Annotated in this window: 17 protein-coding genes, 2 pseudogenes and 1 other annotated feature; of the genes and pseudogenes, 6 read left to right on the forward strand and 13 right to left on the reverse strand. The window is 35.6% G+C overall.

The features are described 5' to 3' along the window. Positions 1-290: 290 nt before the first annotated feature. A complete protein-coding gene (locus ACIQXJ_RS12730) occupies positions 291-1,190 on the reverse strand; it encodes a LysR family transcriptional regulator (RefSeq protein WP_403054098.1) in 900 nt (299 codons plus the stop codon). Between the two features lie 134 nt (positions 1,191-1,324). Between ACIQXJ_RS12730 and ACIQXJ_RS12735 the strand changes: the two genes are divergently transcribed. After that, complete coding sequence (locus ACIQXJ_RS12735) at positions 1,325-2,335, forward strand: alpha/beta fold hydrolase (RefSeq protein ID WP_403054101.1); 1,011 nt, start codon at positions 1,325-1,327, stop codon at positions 2,333-2,335. A 188-nt stretch (positions 2,336-2,523) separates the two neighbouring features. Continuing rightward, a pseudogene (locus ACIQXJ_RS12740) lies at positions 2,524-2,736 on the forward strand (MFS transporter); the annotation flags it as partial. 425 nt (positions 2,737-3,161) lie between these two features. Here ACIQXJ_RS12740 and ACIQXJ_RS12745 read toward each other — a convergent pair. From ACIQXJ_RS12745 to ACIQXJ_RS12765, 5 genes are all read right to left on the reverse strand, one after another. After that, complete coding sequence (locus tag ACIQXJ_RS12745; protein WP_403054104.1) at positions 3,162-3,575, reverse strand: GNAT family N-acetyltransferase; 414 nt, start codon at positions 3,573-3,575, stop codon at positions 3,162-3,164. A 25-nt stretch (positions 3,576-3,600) separates the two neighbouring features. After that, positions 3,601-4,827 carry an MFS transporter gene (locus ACIQXJ_RS12750; protein ID WP_403054107.1) on the reverse strand — a complete coding sequence of 409 codons (1,227 nt, stop codon included), beginning with the start codon at positions 4,825-4,827 and terminating at the stop codon, positions 3,601-3,603. 64 nt (positions 4,828-4,891) lie between these two features. Beyond that, positions 4,892-5,156, reverse strand: a binding site (T-box leader). 612 nt (positions 5,157-5,768) lie between these two features. Beyond that, positions 5,769-6,842, reverse strand: a complete 1,074-nt coding sequence (locus tag ACIQXJ_RS12755; RefSeq protein ID WP_403054110.1) for a phosphotransferase enzyme family protein — start codon at positions 6,840-6,842, stop codon at positions 5,769-5,771. Positions 6,843-7,417: 575 nt separating this feature from the next. After that, positions 7,418-7,942 (reverse strand): GNAT family N-acetyltransferase, encoded by a 525-nt coding sequence (locus ACIQXJ_RS12760; protein WP_403054113.1) that lies wholly within the window; start codon positions 7,940-7,942, stop codon positions 7,418-7,420. A gap of 232 nt (positions 7,943-8,174) precedes the next feature. Beyond that, positions 8,175-8,936, reverse strand: a complete 762-nt coding sequence (locus tag ACIQXJ_RS12765) for a hypothetical protein (protein ID WP_403054116.1) — start codon at positions 8,934-8,936, stop codon at positions 8,175-8,177. 395 nt (positions 8,937-9,331) lie between these two features. Here ACIQXJ_RS12765 and ACIQXJ_RS12770 point away from each other — a divergent pair, with 395 nt between their 5' ends. The 3 genes from ACIQXJ_RS12770 to ACIQXJ_RS12780 all read left to right on the forward strand — a co-directional run bounded on the left by ACIQXJ_RS12770 (position 9,332) and on the right by ACIQXJ_RS12780 (position 12,199). Next, positions 9,332-9,571 carry a DNA-binding protein gene (locus tag ACIQXJ_RS12770; protein ID WP_403054119.1) on the forward strand — a complete coding sequence of 80 codons (240 nt, stop codon included), beginning with the start codon at positions 9,332-9,334 and terminating at the stop codon, positions 9,569-9,571. Between the two features lie 347 nt (positions 9,572-9,918). Beyond that, entirely contained in the window at positions 9,919-11,346 is a 1,428-nt protein-coding gene (locus ACIQXJ_RS12775) for a serine hydrolase domain-containing protein (protein ID WP_403054121.1), read from the forward strand. Between the two features lie 532 nt (positions 11,347-11,878). After that, complete coding sequence (locus tag ACIQXJ_RS12780) at positions 11,879-12,199, forward strand: YflT domain-containing protein (RefSeq protein ID WP_069481407.1); 321 nt, start codon at positions 11,879-11,881, stop codon at positions 12,197-12,199. 376 nt (positions 12,200-12,575) lie between these two features. Here ACIQXJ_RS12780 and ACIQXJ_RS12785 read toward each other — a convergent pair whose 3' ends face one another. Next, positions 12,576-13,745, reverse strand: a complete 1,170-nt coding sequence (locus tag ACIQXJ_RS12785) for an NHL domain-containing protein (protein ID WP_403054122.1) — start codon at positions 13,743-13,745, stop codon at positions 12,576-12,578. 34 nt (positions 13,746-13,779) lie between these two features. Further along, positions 13,780-15,729, reverse strand: coding sequence for a FecR family protein (locus tag ACIQXJ_RS12790; protein WP_403054123.1), 1,950 nt, complete (start codon positions 15,727-15,729; stop codon positions 13,780-13,782). A gap of 670 nt (positions 15,730-16,399) precedes the next feature. Here ACIQXJ_RS12790 and ACIQXJ_RS12795 point away from each other — a divergent pair. Beyond that, positions 16,400-16,537: a hypothetical protein gene (locus ACIQXJ_RS12795; RefSeq protein ID WP_403054126.1), complete on the forward strand. Its 138-nt coding sequence runs from the start codon at positions 16,400-16,402 to the stop codon at positions 16,535-16,537. An 84-nt stretch (positions 16,538-16,621) separates the two neighbouring features. Here the strand turns inward: ACIQXJ_RS12795 and ACIQXJ_RS12800 are convergent, their stop codons facing one another. From ACIQXJ_RS12800 to ACIQXJ_RS12820, 5 genes and pseudogenes are all read right to left on the reverse strand, one after another. Continuing rightward, the gene (locus ACIQXJ_RS12800) at positions 16,622-17,155 is read right to left on the reverse strand and encodes an ATP-binding protein (protein ID WP_403054128.1); all 534 of its coding nucleotides are present in this window, start codon (positions 17,153-17,155) and stop codon (positions 16,622-16,624) included. Between the two features lie 64 nt (positions 17,156-17,219). Then, positions 17,220-17,393, reverse strand: coding sequence for a histidine kinase dimerization/phospho-acceptor domain-containing protein (locus ACIQXJ_RS12805; RefSeq protein ID WP_403054130.1), 174 nt, complete (start codon positions 17,391-17,393; stop codon positions 17,220-17,222). A gap of 199 nt (positions 17,394-17,592) precedes the next feature. Further along, on the reverse strand, positions 17,593-18,516 hold the full coding sequence (locus tag ACIQXJ_RS12810) for a hypothetical protein (RefSeq protein WP_403054132.1): 924 nt from the start codon (positions 18,514-18,516) through the stop codon (positions 17,593-17,595). Positions 18,517-18,902: 386 nt separating this feature from the next. Further along, positions 18,903-19,457, reverse strand: coding sequence for a metal ABC transporter substrate-binding protein (locus ACIQXJ_RS12815; RefSeq protein WP_403054134.1), 555 nt, complete (start codon positions 19,455-19,457; stop codon positions 18,903-18,905). 64 nt (positions 19,458-19,521) lie between these two features. Then, positions 19,522-19,626 (reverse strand): annotated as a pseudogene (locus ACIQXJ_RS12820) (integrase); the annotation flags it as partial. Positions 19,627-19,809 lie beyond the last annotated feature (183 nt).

Raw genomic sequence — 19,809 nt, forward strand, 5'->3', positions numbered from 1 at the left:
TCACTGAAACTAATATTAAATTCTTTATAAAAATGAAATTTCTTTTTGGTCTATCCCGCTTCGTTAGTTCAATAAAAAAATTTGCATATGCATCTCAATAATTTTTAATCAATATACCCGCTAACCATCCATATCGCATAAAACCGTCCCAGATGCTATTTATTCTTACCAATTAGGCGAACTGTTTTACAAAGCGGATTTAGTGCCGTGGAAATAGCGTGATGTTCAGTTATTTAACTTTCATCATCTGACTAGGCAACATGAAGATTTGATGGGAATTTGTCACAAATTTATAAAGCCCTATTATTCAAAAATGTATCTCTAGCCGAGTTCAAAAAAGCTCCGATTGCAGGCGAAATCCATTTCTCTTCATGCCAAAACATTTGTGTTGCAAATGATGTGGCAGTCCAATCCCACGGCAACGGGACCAGTTCTCCCCTACTTAATTCTGCTGTCACGGCCATTTCAGGCAATATGGCGATGCCCATTCCTATTTTTGCACATTGTTTAATCGCCTCAGCGCTGTTAAATTCTAATTCAGTAATTCCCCCCATGCCCTTCTGCGAAAGACTTCGTTCAAAAAACGTGCGATAGGAACATCCCTTCTCCGTCAACAAAAAGGTCTCACCATTAAAATCTTCAATAACTAACTCTGTACGTGCAGCCAAAGGATGATCAGGCGATGCCAATAAATAAAAGGGCTCATCCAGCATTTTTTCTCCGCAAAATCCTATTTTACCCTTGTCCTCATCCAGCATAAAAATAATATCCGCATCCCCTTCCCGCAAGCTCTGTTTGAGATTCGAATGAGCAAGCGGCCGAAATATAAGCCGAATTCCTGGATAGCGTAAACGAAAGCGACGCAAAACAACTGGAAGCCGATATGCACACAACGTTTCATCCGCACTGATGACCACCGTACCCGTCACCTCGCCAGATTGCTTGACGGCATGCTGCGCTTCTTCAAGTTCACTCAATATGTCTGCTACATAGCCTAGAAAACGTCTCCCCGCATCGGTCAGAATCACTTTTTTACCTAATCTGTCCACTAGCTTGACACCTAGTTCTTCCTCCAAAGCCTTCATCTGCATCGTAACCGTAGAGGGGACATAGTTTTGTACTTCTGCAGCACGGCTAAAGTTGAGTGTAGAAGCAAGCGTATAAAAGGTCTTTAGTTGGCGCAATTCCATATTACATACCACCCCTTAATTCAAAAAAAATGAACGTTCTATTCAAAAACGTTTCTTTGACTTAACAATAGCACCATCGTACAGTTATCACAAGAAAGGCAATCCATCTTTAACTATGAAAAGGAGTTTTTTACATGAGAGATTATGAACTTTACGAACTGGGTGATATTCTGCTGCAATCTGGTGACACGCTGCCAAATGCCATTCTCGCCTACAAAACATACGGAACACTAAATGCAGAAAAAAATAATGTAATTGTTTATCCTACCTGGTTTGCAGGTCTGCATACCGATAATGAATGGTTAATTGGAACTGGCAAGGCACTGGATCCAAAAAAGTATTTCATCATCATACCGAATATGCTAGGCAATGGATTATCCTCTTCACCAAGCAATACGCCACCTCCCTATCATCAAGCGAATTTTCCCCTAATTTCGATTTATGATAACGTGCGACTACAGCATCAATTGGTTACTCAAAAGTTTGGTATTACAAAAATTGCACTCGTTGTTGGCTGGTCACTAGGTGCTGTGCAGACCTTTCAATGGGGAGCAAGTTATCCAGATATGATCGAACGAATCGCCCCATTCGGAGGTACTGCCATGACCCGACCACATGCAAAGGTTGTATTTGAGGGAATGATTGCTGCCCTTCAGGCTGATTCTAACTGGAAGAATGGCTTTTACACACAGCAACCCACAGCAGGATTGGCAGCCATGGGGCGAGTCTATGCAGCTTGGGGCTTCTCGCAGGCTTATTATCTGGAGCAGCTTTACAAGCAAGAAGGCTTCCAAACACTGGAGGAATACCTCGTAGATTACTGGGATCAAGTGTTTTTGACCTTTGATGCCAATGACCTGATTACCATGTTACGTACAGGAATGACGGGCAATATTTGTGCAAATCCAGCATATGACGACGATTTTGAACTTGCTTTAAGTAAGATTACAGCACGGGCATTGGTGATGCCAGGAAGTACAGATCTTTTCTTTCCCCCCCAGGACAACAAATATGAGGTACAACAAATGCCAAATGCCCACTTTCTCCAGATTGAATCGAAGTGGGGGCATTGTGCAGGAATTGGCCAGCATGATCCAGATTCCAAATTTATAGATAAAAACCTAAAAATTTTACTACTTGAATAAAATCTTCGCACATAGATTGGAACTTTGCTTGTACAGCCTGTGTTGATTTAGCAAAATGGGTTGTGAAAAATAACTATCAGATTAAGGAAAACGAACTTGGTAGGGAAATATATTTATCATTATCTATAAGATGAGCGTTCCAATTGTAAATAGATAACTAGAGGAGAAGTGGTTGAGCTGAAAAAAATCTGATCATCTATGTGCTATCACTTGCTGTTTTTCTAATCGGAACTGTTGAATACATTATTACAGAAGTAATTGAAATGACTGCCATAGACTTTGGAGTAACTATTTCTGAAGCTGGGTTATTGGTGACTGTATTTGCTCTCGCAGCTGCCATTGTCGCTCCAATTCTAATCGCCCTTACGATAAATGTGGACCGCAAAAAGTTGCTCATTGCCCTAAGCGTAAATACGTCCTTTATTCAATTTGGCTTTGCGCTGGAATCTGGATTAGGCGGGCTTGTCATCAGTCGTACCTCTATCCTAACTTTGAATTGGGTTGGTTTAGGTGCTGTAAGCATCGCTTTACTTCTTGCCTTCTTGCTTTTTAAAAATGAATAGTGGGATTAAAACTACTATTGATCTCTAAAGAAAATGAAATAGCCCCAATATGACAACACCCTTCCTTTACATTGAAATACCCGGCTAAAAATCGGCATATTCAAATATAGGTAGGGTGTTTTTATACTATCAAAAATTTTAATATTTCAATCCTCTGGCGGTCAACTTTTTACACCACGCATTTCGATGTAAATGCAAGTATGCACTTTTTCAATTAACACTCCCATTTTTGCACGGACAATTATTGCTGCAACGATTGAATCTTAAAGATTTTTTGTGTAATAATATCTTTTACCCGTTAGCGGATAATCATTAAGTACAAATTCTTCTTTATAGCCTAGCTTCACGTAAAAATCAGGTGCTTGAAAACTAAACGTATTGAGGAAGGCGTATTTGCATCCTCTATTAATAGCAATCTTCTCAACTTTCCTCATCAATTCAGTACCAATATGCTGACCTCGCAGTTCTTCACTTACCCATAAATACTCTACTTCTAACCAATTTCCATGTGTCTCACCAATTAAACCTGCAACTCTATTTCCTTCTTCATCCTCTACAAAAAGACCAATATCTTTTACTAACTTATCTTCAATGTTCTCAAGATTGTATTTTAATAACTGTTGAAAAATATGTTCTTTTTCCTCTTTCGTAATCTTTTCAGATTCAATGTATTTCATTTTACCGCCTCCTATTTGTGATTCATTAACTGTTTAAAGAAGAAATTTCCTTTTTAAAATACTTCTGCTGCTTAGCAGCTGTTACAGCCTTCAATGTTAATAATCCTAATATGAAAAAGGCTATTGACCCTATTAACCCTATAGGACGAATAGAAGTTAATTCAGCAGCTAAACCGATTAAAACCGTTAAAGCAATAATGAAACCTGCTTCTAGGACACTAAAGATACTTCCGAATCTTCCCATCATCCCTACAGGAACATGATTCTGGTAGAACGTCAAATATCCTGTATTGGCAAACGTTACAGCAAATCCAATTAAAAATACACCAGGTGCTGCACTAAAAAAGCCGCTCGAACTATAAAGTACGACATAACCTATTGATGTAAAAACGGTACCAATACCAATTAAAAGATTAACTGCCAGTTGTTTCGAAAACACTGAATTAATAATTGATCCTATTATTATGCCAGCTCCAAAAATACTTAATAAAAACCCATAATTGGTGTCTGATATTGAAAGTACACCTTTAGCAAATGCTGCCTCGAGAGAATCTATTGCAGTCATGAATATCGTAGTACCACTAAATAATAAATATATCTTTGTAATATAGGTATCGCCCTTACTGAAATTAAAAACAACCCGAAAATCATTTTTTATTAAGGTCCATGTAAATCTTTGCACTTCTGTCTCTTTGAGTCTTGTATCAACATTAGGTAGCATCATAATAATGAATGCTGAAAAAAATAAAGCCGCTGCATTGACATGGATGGCGGTATAAGGAGTACCCATCCAAAATAAAACCCCTGCAATGGCAGGTCCTATTAGTGAACCACAAGAGTTGATAAAACTCCGTAGAGCATTAAAGCGTTGCCGATCGTTTTCTGGTATTAGTTTCGTCATATAAACCATAGAAGTAGGCTGAAAAATAGCACTGCCCATATTAATGATAAATGCTAGTACATAAACATTAATAAGTGAAGGTAAAAAAGGTATTAATGCAATACATATTGCTCGGAAAATATCTAAACTCATCATAAGTAGCCGTGTATTTATCCGATCAATTAAACTACCTGCCCAAGCATTCGAGCATATCGTTGCAATAGGACCTAGTATATATAAAATAGCAATTGCAAGTGGGGAACCTGTTTCATTCAATATTATTAAATTTAGTGCGATTAGGTAAACCCATGCACCGACATTAGAAACGCCTATTCCCCCTAATAGTATTAAAGGATACTTCCATCTGGACATCTTCACCACTCCAATTTTATTTTTAGTAAAACAAAATAAAAAAACTCACCCCCAAGATAATTATCTTGGGGGCGAGTCATATCGCGGTGCCACCCCAGTTCATTTCTACATCGCTGTAGAAGCCTTATCGAGTACGGCCTTCGTGAATAAATCACCTGCGATACTCTATCTCGTTAACGTGAGAATACGTTGCATCATCATTGTTCCTTCAAACAAATCCAATACACAGCTCCGAGGCTTGTTTCAACACATTTCCTATCCCTCTTTTTCAGCTATCAGAGGTCTCTGTAGATAGTACGTGCGTTTACTCTTCTTTTCTTAGCTTTTTATATGTAATTTTGTAAATTTTATACTATTTTAAATTGAATTTCAATACAAAAATGAATATAAATTGTTTACTTCATGCATAACATACTTATTTTTATTGAACTAATATGCTTCTTCCGCGTTAAATCAATAAGAAACTATCCCATATTTTATCATACTGTCGTTGAATTTTTCTTTCGATAATCTGGTCTTTAATTTCTGCTATTAATTCATCAACAAAGGCTAGCCTCAATATCTTGTTGCTAGAAACTCGATAAGATGTTGATATCGTTTTCCCTCAACATTTTCTGTAATCATTATCAATTTTAAATCCCCCTCATTTTTTGATTGGCTACCACAATAATCTTCTTTACTATCAATACCCAAATTATAGCATTAATACAAATATAAAAAGAAAACAGCTTGGTAGTAAAACATACCAAGTTGCTTTCTTTCTTTTAAACGTTTCAATTTTATTTGCAATGCATAACTCATGTTTAGAACAATAGCCTCTTTTTTCTGATCATTATCCTACTGTTACTTTATTAAACTACCCCGAATGTTTAATACCCTAGCTAGCCAAATAAGAATAGAAACCTGAACATAACGATACACCTTCGTCGGAATTTGGTGGATTAAATATTTCGTTCCTCACACTCGAAAGGTTCTTCGCATGAGAAAACTTCATGGAAAAATCCCTTATATGGGATATCTTCTTCGAGGCATTTTATGCTATATGACAACTCTTCATCGCACTCCAGCTCTTCACCGCTGTTTCGCATGACCTCGAATGCATCTATAATATTTTCCATGACAGTAATTTGGATAAATAAGGGCAGATTATTCAACATCGAATCTTCGATGTTGGTCTCAGATGTGTATCCCTCGAGTACTGTTTTAAAATAATCATCCATAAAGTCTTTTCGTTTATCGGCATCTGGTTCGAATTGTATCCAACCCAATCCTAGCATCCAGGCATTCGCCAAGTCATACATATACCAACAGAAACAAGAGTTATCAAAATCGAATACAGTGATTTGTCCGGTATCAAAGTCAATCATATAATTACCATCATTGTAATCAAAATGTACCATACCGAAGGACTCAGAATTCTTGTCCAATCCTTCTAATGTTTTAAGAAGCTCTACCATCTTCTCCTTAAGCAGTGGTAACGTATCCGGTATCAGATTATCGATATATTCGGCATTGTATTTATCAAAGAAACTATATCGGCGATGAACAGGAGCATAGCCTTTCGACAATTGGTGCAGCTTCCCGAGAACTTTACCGCAGTTATAATAGTATTCCGTAATAGGAACTCCTTCGCGATACTGATAATGATTTTCTACAAGCATTTTTCCCTTAGCCTTTTCGAACAGGCAGACAAAAAAGGTGTGATTATTATGAGTGATCTCTTCCAGTAGATTCCCCTTCCGAGAGCTGATCACATTCGAGACACTACCGCCATGCTCAAATAAATATTGGATATATTCAACTTCTCCCAGCAGATCCTCTCGGCTTCTGTCATTTAAAAAGGCGATTCTGAGTATTTTTGCACTAGCGCCCTCTTTCTCACAGTTATAAACGACATTCCGCCCTCCGTCATGAGCATTAATTAAACTTGTTTCATAGCCTTCCAACTCGTACAACTCTGAAACTAGTGGACTTAAATAAGCTTCGTATATTTTAGCAACTTCATTATAGGTCATATATCTTCTCCCTTAGCTCTATAGTAGTTAAAAACTCTGTTAGTAATGATTTGAAGGATCTGCAACCTTCGTGCATAAGTTCTAAATAAATTAAATTCTGATTATAAAATTTTATAAGCTTATTTTTATATATTCCAACATACCCCTTTTTTCTATTGAATTAATTGACTAACTGAACTTTACTTACATTTCTCTACAATCCATCCTTAACATTAACATAAATAACTATTTTTAGAAAAAATTGTTTTTGAACAATCTCGCCCGATTGTGGGAGATTATATGCATTTTCTTTGTTTAACTAGGGCCCTCTTGTTAAATTATCTTGCCCTATTAGCTAAAGTACATTGTTTCACAAACCCAATTCAAGATTAACACAAAATACCATTTTAAATTTAGAAGTGTTATTAAATTTAATGGCCTTTTAATGAAAACGAGCGCTGTTAAAAACACCCCTTTAGACCAATTACCTAAAGGGGTGTTTCATTGTGACTTTTTACAAATGTCGCAACTATATTTTATTTTGAACATCAAGAAATGCACCCTATAATTTAGTTACAGTAAAATATCTAAGTCTATTACAACAAATCAGAGGATAACATTCCAAAAACAATACTATCTGTCCATTCATTTTTATTCCAAAAATCTTGTATGAAATGGGCTTCCTTTCTCATGCCTATACGTTCACATAATTTTTGTGAAGCTGTATTCCTTGCATCAAGATTAGCTTGTATGCGATGTACATTAAACTCACTAAATAATTTAATTACCAAATTACTTACTGCTTCAGTAGCCAAACCTTTCCCAGCTACTTCATTTGAAAAACTATAACCAATCTCAACCGTATCTTTCATATCTGTATACCATACGGATAGATCACCAACTACTTTAGTCTTGTATATAACTGCCAAACTTAAACTTGATTCTTTAGTGAGTGCATTATTTGCTAGCTTCTTATTAAATCTTGTCTGCATATCTTCATGAGTCCACTTATTATGTAATAGGAACTTACATGTATCATCATTATTATAAATAGTAAATACATCCTGTAAATCCGTACTCTTAAATGGTCTAATTATTAATCTTTCTGTAGTAATTTCCAAGTTAGCTCTCCTCCCTTGCATTCATTCAACAATACCTTTTTTCCATAGTATTTAGATAGCCTTCTTCGATTTTACTTAGAATACAAATAATAGTAAAATAAAATCCTTCTTCCACTCAACTGCTCCGTTCGTTTAAGGACTTTTCTTCATAATCATATTCTATCTGTATGTACAAACCAAAAAAATAGCCCCCTTATCAAATAAATAAGAGCAAAATATAATTTCTAATCTATCACTTATCTTCAACTGGCTTTAGTGAATTCATTGGAATCCAAACACTGCCATCGTGCCTTCCTTCTAACTTATCGACTACATATATATAACCATTAATTTCATTATCCCACGAATAAACAATGCTTCCCTTTCTCATAATTCTTTCAGTTTTAGATTCTTTTAATGGAACGCCTTTCCCCTCTTCATCTCTTGTTAGTTCATAACGTACACCTCTTTCTCTCAATATTGTCTCAGCGATTTTAAGGTCTGTACCAGGATACTCGTAACAAAATTCCTCACTACCATCACCACTTTCGCAATACTTTAGTAGTTGTCCATTATTTGTATCCTTGAAATAAATACCCCATGGACCTTCTAGTTTGAAGTGAGATCCGTAATATTTGCTATCATTAATACCATCTCGAGTAATAACAATATAAGTTGGTTTGTTATAAAAAGATGAACGAATTTCAATTGGTACTTCTTTGAAAACTACTAAATCCGTTGCTTGTACGCGGTATTGCCCCATTTGATAGAATATTTTTTTATCATATTTTTCAATATCATACGTTCTAAAGAAGTGATTTCGCTTAACTACTAAAGATTCAAACGTACCATCTGAATTTTTCTTATATACCTTAATGTCTTTTTTAAAGGTCATTTTCCCTGTTTGCCCTTTTACAACTTCTGCTCCATCATACATCACTTTCGCTTCTGATTTTGTTGGATTTACTACTGCAAATACAAATGCTACTAATAATACAATAAATAATTTTTTCATTATTCTCCTCCTACTTAGTTTTAAAAACATAATTTCTTAATATTATATACCAGTAACTTAATATTCTATCAACGAATGTTAAAAACCCTACAAAAGTATAGTGTTCTCCCATCTACCATTCTACTCAGTTTTCTAAATTATCTAGTCTTCTACTTATTGATAGTGGTAGGCAATCCCTTTCCTCTAACCAATTATAGAAAGGCACAGGGCGTTCTAGAAGCGGTCGGTCCTTCACAACTATGAGACAGTTCGTTCAAAAAAACGGAAGTACTGGGTGTGAGCAGCAAGCATATACTTCTTTGGCTCCAGCAGCACGTAAAGCGTCAGCCGACTAACTGTTTTAACTCACATCACAAGGCTAATAATGTCTATGTTACAAAAGGAAAGGTGATTGCATGAAATATGAATTTTCAACAACTGAAGACCTTCTCGAATTTTTAAATATCGAATTACTGTCGGCAGCCGAAGCAGCAGAGGTATTGGAAATATCGAAAGGTAGACTTGGACAATTAGTAAAAGACGGAAAGTTAATAGCAGCTAAAAAACAACCTAAAATGTTTTTAAAAAGTATACTGCTTGAGAAAAAAGATGAACTTGAATCGCTTCGTAAAAAATATAGACCTTATGATGAATAAACAAAAACCAGCTACTCACCTAATAATGAGCGCCTGGTTATTAGTTTATTGAATCAGGAGTCTAACATAAAGGACATAACATATTTTATATGACTATTATGTTATGTCCTTTAAATACTACTAATCGGTAGTTAAGTGAATAAGAAGAGACACCTATGCATCAATCGCGCCCGATTAATCGAAGATCGTTTTTCATATTGAACTAACGCATCTGTTCGTTAAGTGTAACTCTTCACAATTACTTGATATTATATAGGTGAATAGAAAGATAAATTAAAATTGGTTTAATAGTTGTATAAATAGCTTATTTATTTTATTCCCTTATTACTTTTCAAAAAGGAGGGTTTATGAAAAAGATTATTCTTTTTGTATTAACGATATTTATATTATTCTCAGGATTCGCAACACAAAGTTATGCGTTGTCAGATTCGAAATCTGCGGCAATTCAAGCGTTGCTAGATGATGCCCGTCATTTATCAGGTGTGCCGGGAATGTCAATCTCAATACTTGCTGATAATGAAGTGCTCTACTTTTCTTCAGGGTATGCAGACCGTGAAAAGGGGTTGTCTGCAAGTGAAAATACACTCTATGAGTTAGCTTCGGTCAGTAAAGCTTTTACCGGTTTGGGTATTATGCTGTTGGAAGAGCAAGGGTTGCTCTCAATGACTGACCCTGTCCAAAAATATTTACCTTGGTTTACGTTAAAGTATCAAGGCAGACTTGTTGATATGCAAAGTCTTACATTAAATAACTTTCTTCATCATACCAGTGGTCTAACAAATATTAGACATACTCAAAATATTCCACAAGGTAATACACCGGATATGTTGCAAAAGACTGTGGAAATGCTCGTAGATGCTGAATTGGAGTTCCCTCCCGGTGAACAGTATAACTACGGAACCGTTAATTATGACGTATTGGGTTTGGTTATTGAGATTGTGTCACGACAAAGCTATGAAGAATTTATGAAAGAACAGGTATTTCAGCCGTTAGGTCTTCACCAGACGTATGTTTATAAAGAAGATGCTCAAGCCACTGGACAGTTGGCACAGGGCTACCGCTCTTCCTTTTTTATGACAACTCCATTTAAAGCTCCGGATTATGCTGGGAATAAACCCGCAGGCTACATCATTTCTAATACAAAAGATATGGCGCGTTGGATGGGCATACAAATGGGTATCGTGCAGAACATACCCGAAATATTTCAAACGGTTATCGAAAAATCACATAGGGGTGATATGTCAGTTTCGTCTGTCAACGATATGTATTATGCGGCAGGCTGGTCGGTAAACGCCGACCAAACGATTATAGAACACACTGGGGGCAACCCAAATTTCAGAACCGAAGTAGTCATACTGCCAAATGAACGAACAGCCATTTGCTTGCTGAGTAACGGTGCAAATACCAATATAAATCTGGTACTAAAAGTTAAAGATATATTAGACGGTAATCTAACTCAGTCATATGAAATAAGCGGCACACAGCTTTTGGATATTATTTTGTCGTCTATCACAATTATTTTTTGCCTATTGACCGTTTTGCTATTTCTCTTAGGATTACGCAGAAGGAAAACGAATGAGCGAAATCCAATGACAAAAAAGAGAACAATCGTAACAGTTATTTTCCTGATCGCTACGATCACCCTGGGTATACTGTGCTTTGCTTTCGATTGGTCAACGATACTTATTTGGCAAACATATAGTGTTTTTACAGCTTTGATTTCGTCAGCATTATTAACAGCAAGCATTACATGGTTTGTATACACACACCGATAAAATATCTCGCTCCCGTGATAAGCATAATGTTAAGTAATTAAATTTCAATTTATCGGTATGCTTAATTTGAAAAACATAAGACTCTTCGGTGTCTTTTTTACTATCATCAAATATTTTCCCAGCAAACCTAATTACTATTGTTTCCGCTAACCTGCTCCGTTCGTGGAATAAGAATTTCTAAACAACTATATTTTTTAAAAATGACTTTATTGTAAATTAAACAACTATATTATTTTGCACAAGCGTTGTTAGGTAACATTTCTTAAAAGATAGTTATTCCACAATCTGGTGCTTTAATGAAAACAAGTGCTGATCCTTATTACAGAATCGCGTCCTATTCTTGAATAAGGTACAATCCCAAAATAGAATTGTGCCCAATTATAGAATAACAACTTACAATGTTTTCGAGTTGTTCATTAGTGTTCCATTCGTTGTTAATGCCACTCTAACATAATTAAAAACTAAAAAGATGTTTTATTTATTCAATTTAGTGGAATAGATTGAATGTGAACATATATAGGAGGGATAAATAATGACAGTCAAATTGACAGTAGAAAACGTAGTACAGGCAAAACAAGAAGTGGAGAAATTAGAGGCGCAAGGATATCTTCGAGATAATATTTACATCTTTGCGCACTATGAAGAACGTGAAGATGATATTAACGAAGCACTCGGGACAGAAGAAGCTGGTATTAGCGAGCAAGGGTTCCTGACTTCTATGAAGAACCTAGTGAATTCCCGTGGAGATGAACTCCGCAATAAGTTAGCTTCTGTCGGATTAAGTGAATCGGAAGCTGCTCAATTCGAAAAGGAACTGGATACAGGTAAATTGGTCATAGTTGCCAATAAGTAAAAACAAACCCGGGAATACAATCCCGGGTTTGTTTTTCATTTTACAAGTCCTCCTCGTATTCCTTGGACTCTGTATTCCATATAGCCTTTCAACCAAGTCAGTATAAAACCCATCCTTCTTTATTGACAATGATCTGCTCGAGGAAATTTTCATCTTCTTCATTAAAGAGTGTTCTCCAACAATATGGCTCTTTAACAAAAACGAGCGCTGATTCTTATTAAAGAATGGCGCCCGATTGTTGAACAACGAATATAAAGCCTTTTTACCACATAGCCGCGATATTTACCTTTGATACGGTTCACCGAGATGTGGCTAAGTGAGGTTTTTTACTTTAAATCTATTATTGTGCACTTGCGAATTTCAGATAGCCACAACTTCACTTTGACTCAACAAAACGAATACTATTGTGGTAGCTATCTACTACAAGAAGGGTTCCTTCAGGTAATACTAAAATGTCCGTTGGGTAGTATAGTGGACTTTCACTACCGCTAGTTCCGCCGACAACGGTTGTTACTTTGCCATTCGACAAGTAGCGAATGGCATGATTTAAAGAATCTGTAATTAAAAGTCCACCGTCATTTGTAATCGCTAAACCTTTTGGAAAATTAAATTGAGCGGATAACGCTAAGCCATTTTTGTAATCACCATCAGCATACAAATTAGTAGATTTAGAAATTGTGCTACTTTTAGTAACGTTCCCAGCAACAGTTGAAACTGTATTAGAAGCAAAATCAATATACCGAATAAGCTGATTCCCACTATCGCTTACATACAAGTTCCCTTTTTTGTCTATCACAAGGGCAGAAGGTTCATTAAATTTTGCGTCCACTAGTTTTCCATCTGCAAAATCTCCAGCTAACTCTATTTCCCCTTCTTCTATTTGTGCTACTCTATCGGAATAAGCATTTAACGTGCTAACTTTTCCATTTGTATCAATCTTTCGGATAACGTGGTTTAATGTATCCGCCACATACAACGTTCCATCCTTTGCAACTGCAACATCTTGAGGATTATTAAACCTCGCTTGCTTGCCATCTTGATTGCCGATAAAACCATCCCCTGCAACTGTTGCCACGTTACCATCTTTCGTAATCTTACGAATAACATTGTTGTTGGCATCAGCAATGAAAATCGTATCATTTTTATCTACTGCCATTCCCATAGGATTGTTAAATACCGACATTTCTTTCTTGTCATCGTGCCAGCCACCTAGAGGGTTACCATGCGTATCGGTATCAAATGTTATGCCCGCATAAGTAGAGACGACGTTACTTTTGATCATTCGTATTGTTTGATTGTTACTATCTGCAACTAAAAAAGAACCGTCTGATAGTGAAACAATACTATTTGGCTTACGAAATGAAGTAGCTTCTGCTTTGCCATTTGCACTACTATATTCTCCATTACCTGCAAAATTAGAGACAGAAACGCCATCCTTCAAATAAGCTGGCAAAACTAATTCATCCTGCCTCGAACTACTTGCAAATACAGTAATTGATGAGAATAGTAAAACCGCCGTTATTGCGGGGGAAACAAATAATTTCATACACTTATTCTTCACTAGACATCCCTTTCTTTCATCATGGAGTAGGAACTAAATCTTCTATAGGATTCTCTGTTTGAAAGTTGATCGTTTTATTGGCTAGAACATTCGAACTTTCATCTAATGCTAAAATTTCTAGTATATAAGACTTTCCTGACTGTAACTCATCGTCAGTAAAATTATAGACATCCATTATTTCATCGTACGTTTTTACTAATTCTCCGTTCAAGTAAACTTCATATATAGTAGCATTAATATAATGAGCCCAGTGTACTTTTATATAATTAGTACCAACACTTAATTCCTCTATAACTAGTTCTGAAACGATAGGTATTTCAACTAGTCGCTCAACAGCATTTCTAATCGCTTCTGTTTTTTCTACTTTTTCACTATCATTTGTTTCATTCATAGCTAGTGCATCTACCAATATACCCCAAGTATCTGGAGTATAGCCTGTTGAATTTGGTGGGATGCTAGACTTGGCAATCATTAGCTTATGGTCAATAACCGTTATTAATCCAGCTATAGCTAATTTAATTGCTTCTGTTTTCTCTATTTTTTCACTGTTACTTGTCTCTCTCAGTCCTAATGCAAATACTATTCGGCTCCAACTTTCCTCGGTATAACGCTCCGAAGATATGGGAACTGTTGTTTTTGCTTTTGCAAGATTACTATCTATATCTGATGGGAATGGACCAGGATTTTCACTTGGTTGTGATGGTAATGTAGGAACAGGAGCAGGAGCTTCTGCTTCTGATTTAGAATCTGCTGCCGCTTCTTCTTGTTTCTTCTTTTTTAATTCCAATGCTTTTAAACTTTCTTCTAATGCCTTTCTTTTTTCTTCATCCAGCTTTAGTTGTAGATTTTCTAGTGCTTTTTTTCGTGCAGCTTCTTCCACTGCTTTCTTCTGCTCTTCTTGCTTCCTAAGCTGTTCTTGTAGCTTATTTAAAATATCTTGGTTCTGTTGCTTTAATTGTTCTTGCTTTTGTTTTTCTTCCTCTTGTTTCTTCTTTCTTTCCTCTTCAAGCTTTTGAAGGAGTGCCATTTTTTCTTTTTCTTCATCCGTTAACTGTAGTGGTAGTGTTTTATCCAAATCGAGGTCAAAGTTTATATTGTATTGTTCCTTTAGTTTTTTTATTAATTTTTCAATTTCCTGTTGGCTTATTTTTTTCTGTTGAATAGCTTCATTTACAATATTACCGACAAGGTTTTGTAAGTTTTGGTTAAGTCGATTTATTTCTTCTTTATTTAATTGTTGCCCCTGTTGAAGTTCTGCTATATATTGTTCATTCTCTTTATCTATGGCCGCTTTACTCCGAAGTATTGCTTCTATTAAAGTCGGGTCCATATTTCTTATAAGACTATCTAAATCAACGATATTCACATCTCCGCTATTATCTAATAATTGTTGACCTGGGAACACAAAAATACTATCTCCACTTGCCTGATAATTTGGGCTAACATTAACAATTCCTGATCCTACAAAAAATGAAGAATTACCTGTATTTGGATCAACGCCTACAAAAAAGTTTGTCCCTTTCACATTCATTGTAGAAGAGGGCGTTCCTATTTCAAATTTATCTTTTGAATGCTTTAAAGGCGTTACTTTTGCCCATATGGAACCGTTCCACATTGTTAGCTTAGTGCGTTTATTTTCTTTAGCTTCATCTAAATTAACTATAGAAAATTCCGTATTTTCACTAACAGTAATTTCATCATTCGTATCTGGAATAATTAATCTCAAACTAGCATATGGCTTTGTTGAAATTCGATCTCCTTGTTGTAATGTCATGCCCTCATATGCCCGTATTAACTTAACACCAGCACTTTTTTGAATCATAACAGTTCCGCGGACTTCCTCAATTTTAATACTTCTATTGGATGCCGCTTCCGCATCAATAACGCAATATTTAGATAAAATAACACACAACATGACGATAGGAATAAATAGAATAAATAGTTTTTTACTATACGATTTTATTTGCATACTTTCCTCCTTAGAAATAATATTTACTAAATAAAATAGTTTCCTATTAATTTTAACTAATTTCGCCTAACTACAATACTAACAAATGTTAATGTTTGTTAAATAATTTTGATTAACATAAATGCATTTATATTGAAGTTTTTTATTTAGCTAAATTAAATAGCCCTACTAAAGACAAATTTCTATACTCATTCAATGCCCTAAATCCCTCTTGTAGATTTACGAAGTATGCTGTAACTTCTGATGCTGAAGAAAACTTTACAATGGAATCTAAAAAAAGTCTTAGTTAAAATGATGATCGTATGCCACTCAAGATGCGTTTCCGAAACTTATGTAATTTCAATGGGCTTAAAAGAACCACCTAGAACATTAACGTTCTAGGTGGTCATATTAACGAATCCATTTATGTTCCGGTACGTGCAGTTTTATATATAGTAGAAACCCACTCGTTTAGAACAAATACTGATTAAAACAATTGGGTTTCGTTTTGTTTGACAGCTAAGTGAATAAGAAGAGACACCTATGCAACAATTGCGCCCGATTGTTGCATATCACAGTAGTCTATTGAATAGTATCGATGTACTGTGCAGTAGTGATTAACAAAACAAGAATCAGAATTCATTGAAGTGTTGACTACGTTCTTACAAACCAAATGGCTGGTGAGGACAGGATGAATGTCTTTCGAGTAGTTCGTTCTTGGGATTATATCCATGGTATTTTGGCGATGTCGGTAGATGGGAGCATGTCAACGATTTTTATCGTTCTTTTATCTAAAATGACTTGTATCTATATCATCGACCGCATTTAATAGTCCTAGGATTTCTTTATAGTAAGATAAACGAGCTTGGCTTCAGATACCCCCCCGATAATTCAAAAGGATGATTCGCTTTGATTAATCATCCTCTTGGAAAACTGGAATTTTAACTGTAACTGCCCCGTCACCATTCTCATCATTCGATAAGATTAGTTCGCCATCATATTTTGTAATAATGGTGTTCGCAATAAATAAGCCTAATCCGTGATGCCCCGTTTTTGTTCTACTTTCATTTTCCATAAAAAATTGCTCTTTTCCATACCTCAACGTCTTTTTAGAAAAGCCATTGCCCTGATCTACTATTTTGATACTTAGTTCATAATTATCCGCAACACCATATATAGTAATTGTTGAAGCCTCTGGTGAAAAGTCAAATGCATTTTTAACAATATTCATTAATGCACGTTCGAATTCACTTTCAAAACCTTTTAGATAAAGATTGCCTTCAACATTTATTTGCCATAATACTTTAATCTTTTTTGTTTTACTTAAAGCCTCGCTTTGCCTTTTCAAAGAGCTTAGCACTTGTATAACCTTGATATTTTCATTCGGATATTCTTTATCAATTTCCTTTTTTGTAAAGGTCAATAATTTTTGAATATATTCATCCATTTGTTCACTGCTTTCCTCTATATAATTGCAGTAGTTTTTTTGTTCATTCGTTAATTCGGTTTCCTTAAGTAAATTCAGCATTGCCTTTGACTATCGTGAGGGGAGTTTTTATATCATGGGCCAAAGCTGAAACCTGTTCCCTTTTTTGCTTCTCTAATAACCATTGTTCCTCTAATGCAATCTTTAAAGAGTTTCTCATCTTATCAATCCCATTAAGGTAACCCCCTAATTTCATCATGTATTTAATCAATAATTAAAGTATAAAAGGTAATTATAAGGAATTTATAAGGTTTATTAACAAAAAAAAAAAGTAGCTTATTGGTTGAACGGCTACTCTTTTTCTATATCAATTTCAACACCCGATTTAAGTTCAACGGGCAATAAATCGTCTCTTTAACTGCGCGATACTAAATCTATATTCCTTACCACTTAAACCGTCACTCACCGGATTTCGCTTCATACATATACAGCTCATCCCCGTCCAAAAACAACAACCTACTCCCACGGTTATTGACTAATTGCGGTTCGATATGCTTACCATCCGGCTTCATCAGCTCGATTTTACGGACAGTCTTATATTCATTTCCTTCACGTTGTAACTCAAAGAGTGTACGTTCTCCGCTGCCTCGGTGTGCAACGATCGTCTCCCCATTCACCGCAAACGCCCGAAAATAAATATCTTCAGGTGAATAATACGATGTGAAACCCTCTTTCCGTACGCCAATCTTCGAATCTAGGCTAAAGAAAAACCAAATTCCTCCATCAGCTGCACCATTCAGCGCCAAACACTCAAAAATAAAATATTCCTTATCCTCTTCAAGCGAATCCAATTTAGCACCCGAGGCGTCCCAGCCAACTAGCCCGCTACGGCCAACAGGATCCTTCCAGCCGTAATTGCCGAAAACGCCTTCATCAAAGTACCCTGTCCAAATCTCTTGATTCTTTGTTACGTACACATGCCCTATACCATCCCCTAAACAAAATGATCGGATGAAACGCCCATTCTCATCATAGACACGTGCGTTTTCTTCAATGTTTTGCGCATCATGGTAATACGACCGTGCGCATACAAGTAGAAATTGCCCGTCATCAATCGGCTGTATGTAATGATAATTCCATGTCTCTTTCGGCAAATCTACTACTTTCTTTTGTCCATCTTTTAGATGAATGACTTGATATCTATACCTTTTTTCCGTAACGGTTGCAGGGAAACAACCATCGATTAGTGGGATTCGTTCTTCCATCAGTAGGACAAATACATCGTTTTCATATCCAAGTGCAATCGAAAGAGGCGTCATTTGTTTCAACTCTTCGTTCAGATTAGCTATTGGATCCAAGGGTATTTTTAATATTGATTTCATTTTTTTCAGCAACCTTTCCTCTATAAAGAATTACTGCACTGAATATCCTTTTCTTTCCTCGATAGTTTGCATACGCGAAAAGACTTGAAGTAATAATGATTTTATTTCTTTTTCATACAATTGATTAAACGTATTTTTATTCCATAAACAATTAAATAATGCGCCAAGAAAATGTTACCACTTTTAAAATGCACTGAAAGCGGCGTTACATAATAGACTATTATTCCACAATATGGCCCTTTAATAGAAAAAGACGCACTTCTTATTTAAGAAATGCGCCTGATTGTGGAAGATTATAACCATAATTCTTGTTAAACTAAAGCAGCCCGTTAGTTGAAGAACTAATTTTACGCATAACTCCCTTATAATTGTTGTATGGTACTATATTATTCCGCATGTTCTTTCATTAATTTATCAAGTGCTTTACCATAAGCATCTTTGTTCTCCTTACTTAACTCATAAAGTGCATTTTTCCAATTATCTCCATCTACACCTGATAAATGTGGAGTACTTTTTAGTACAGCTTCTTGCATATTCGGCTTATCCTCTTTACTAGCGTCTTTAATAAGCTTTATTGCTTTTCTTGCATCTGTTACCCCTACTTGTATGTCTTTGTGAATGTCTTTGTATTTATCAGGAACTTTTACATACTCCATATTGTCTAAAATCTTATCCATCTTGTTTGCTGTTTTTAAAATATCTTTTTCTTTTTCTTTGTCTTCCATAGCTTTCATCGAGTTTACTATGAATAAATCCTTCATGTATTGAAACTCTACTAATTGTTCACAAATATAATAGGGATACTGTTTCTCTGATATTACTGTTTTAATTGTTGATTTGCTTAACTGCTCAGTCTTAGGAGTAGACTCTTTATTTTCTACCGCACAACCTACTAATAATAGAATAGGTATTGCTAATGATACGAGTTTCGTTGCTTTCATTATATATCCTCCTTTTAGAAAGTATTGTAATTCTACATGAGTGTCTTGATTGAATGAAAGTTTTTTAAAAGTATTTACTGTATAAATCTTGTCTTAGCTTTCCGCTTAGTTGAGCGTATATCTTTGTAGTCTCACTCTTTTCATGACCCAGTATATTTTGAATGAAATCACCTACACTCTAATTCAAATTGAATAATTTCAAAATGATTTCATCACTTCCTGGAGAAAACATAAATATTGAGAACGAAATACATAATAATCCAATAAGTACTGAGCTTAATCTTTTTTTCCGAAGTAGCCCCTTAATCACTAAAAATAATCCTACAAATAATATCAAGAAATACCAAAACCC

The sequence above is a fragment of the Lysinibacillus sp. NPDC097868 genome, from assembly GCF_044761135.1.
Lineage (GTDB): Bacteria > Bacillota > Bacilli > Bacillales_A > Planococcaceae > Lysinibacillus.

Excerpts from the sequence above, each read along its gene's own strand:
- ACIQXJ_RS12795 (WP_403054126.1), top strand. The coding sequence starts at position 16,400 with ATGAATGTCTTTCGAGTAGTTCGTTCTTGGGATTATATCCATGGTATT.
- ACIQXJ_RS12750 (WP_403054107.1), bottom strand. The coding sequence starts at position 4,827 with ATGTCCAGATGGAAGTATCCTTTAATACTATTAGGGGGAATAGGCGTT.
- ACIQXJ_RS12780 (WP_069481407.1), top strand. The coding sequence starts at position 11,879 with ATGACAGTCAAATTGACAGTAGAAAACGTAGTACAGGCAAAACAAGAA.
- ACIQXJ_RS12745 (WP_403054104.1), bottom strand. The coding sequence starts at position 3,575 with ATGAAATACATTGAATCTGAAAAGATTACGAAAGAGGAAAAAGAACAT.
- ACIQXJ_RS12815 (WP_403054134.1), bottom strand. The coding sequence starts at position 19,457 with ATGAAAGCAACGAAACTCGTATCATTAGCAATACCTATTCTATTATTA.
- ACIQXJ_RS12735 (WP_403054101.1), top strand. The coding sequence starts at position 1,325 with ATGAGAGATTATGAACTTTACGAACTGGGTGATATTCTGCTGCAATCT.
- ACIQXJ_RS12765 (WP_403054116.1), bottom strand. The coding sequence starts at position 8,936 with ATGAAAAAATTATTTATTGTATTATTAGTAGCATTTGTATTTGCAGTA.
- ACIQXJ_RS12790 (WP_403054123.1), bottom strand. The coding sequence starts at position 15,729 with ATGCAAATAAAATCGTATAGTAAAAAACTATTTATTCTATTTATTCCT.
- ACIQXJ_RS12755 (WP_403054110.1), bottom strand. The coding sequence starts at position 6,842 with ATGACCTATAATGAAGTTGCTAAAATATACGAAGCTTATTTAAGTCCA.
- ACIQXJ_RS12730 (WP_403054098.1), bottom strand. The coding sequence starts at position 1,190 with ATGGAATTGCGCCAACTAAAGACCTTTTATACGCTTGCTTCTACACTC.
- ACIQXJ_RS12810 (WP_403054132.1), bottom strand. The coding sequence starts at position 18,516 with ATGAAATCAATATTAAAAATACCCTTGGATCCAATAGCTAATCTGAAC.
- ACIQXJ_RS12775 (WP_403054121.1), top strand. The coding sequence starts at position 9,919 with ATGAAAAAGATTATTCTTTTTGTATTAACGATATTTATATTATTCTCA.
- ACIQXJ_RS12770 (WP_403054119.1), top strand. The coding sequence starts at position 9,332 with ATGAAATATGAATTTTCAACAACTGAAGACCTTCTCGAATTTTTAAAT.
- ACIQXJ_RS12785 (WP_403054122.1), bottom strand. The coding sequence starts at position 13,745 with ATGAAATTATTTGTTTCCCCCGCAATAACGGCGGTTTTACTATTCTCA.
- ACIQXJ_RS12800 (WP_403054128.1), bottom strand. The coding sequence starts at position 17,155 with ATGGATGAATATATTCAAAAATTATTGACCTTTACAAAAAAGGAAATT.
- ACIQXJ_RS12805 (WP_403054130.1), bottom strand. The coding sequence starts at position 17,393 with ATGATGAAATTAGGGGGTTACCTTAATGGGATTGATAAGATGAGAAAC.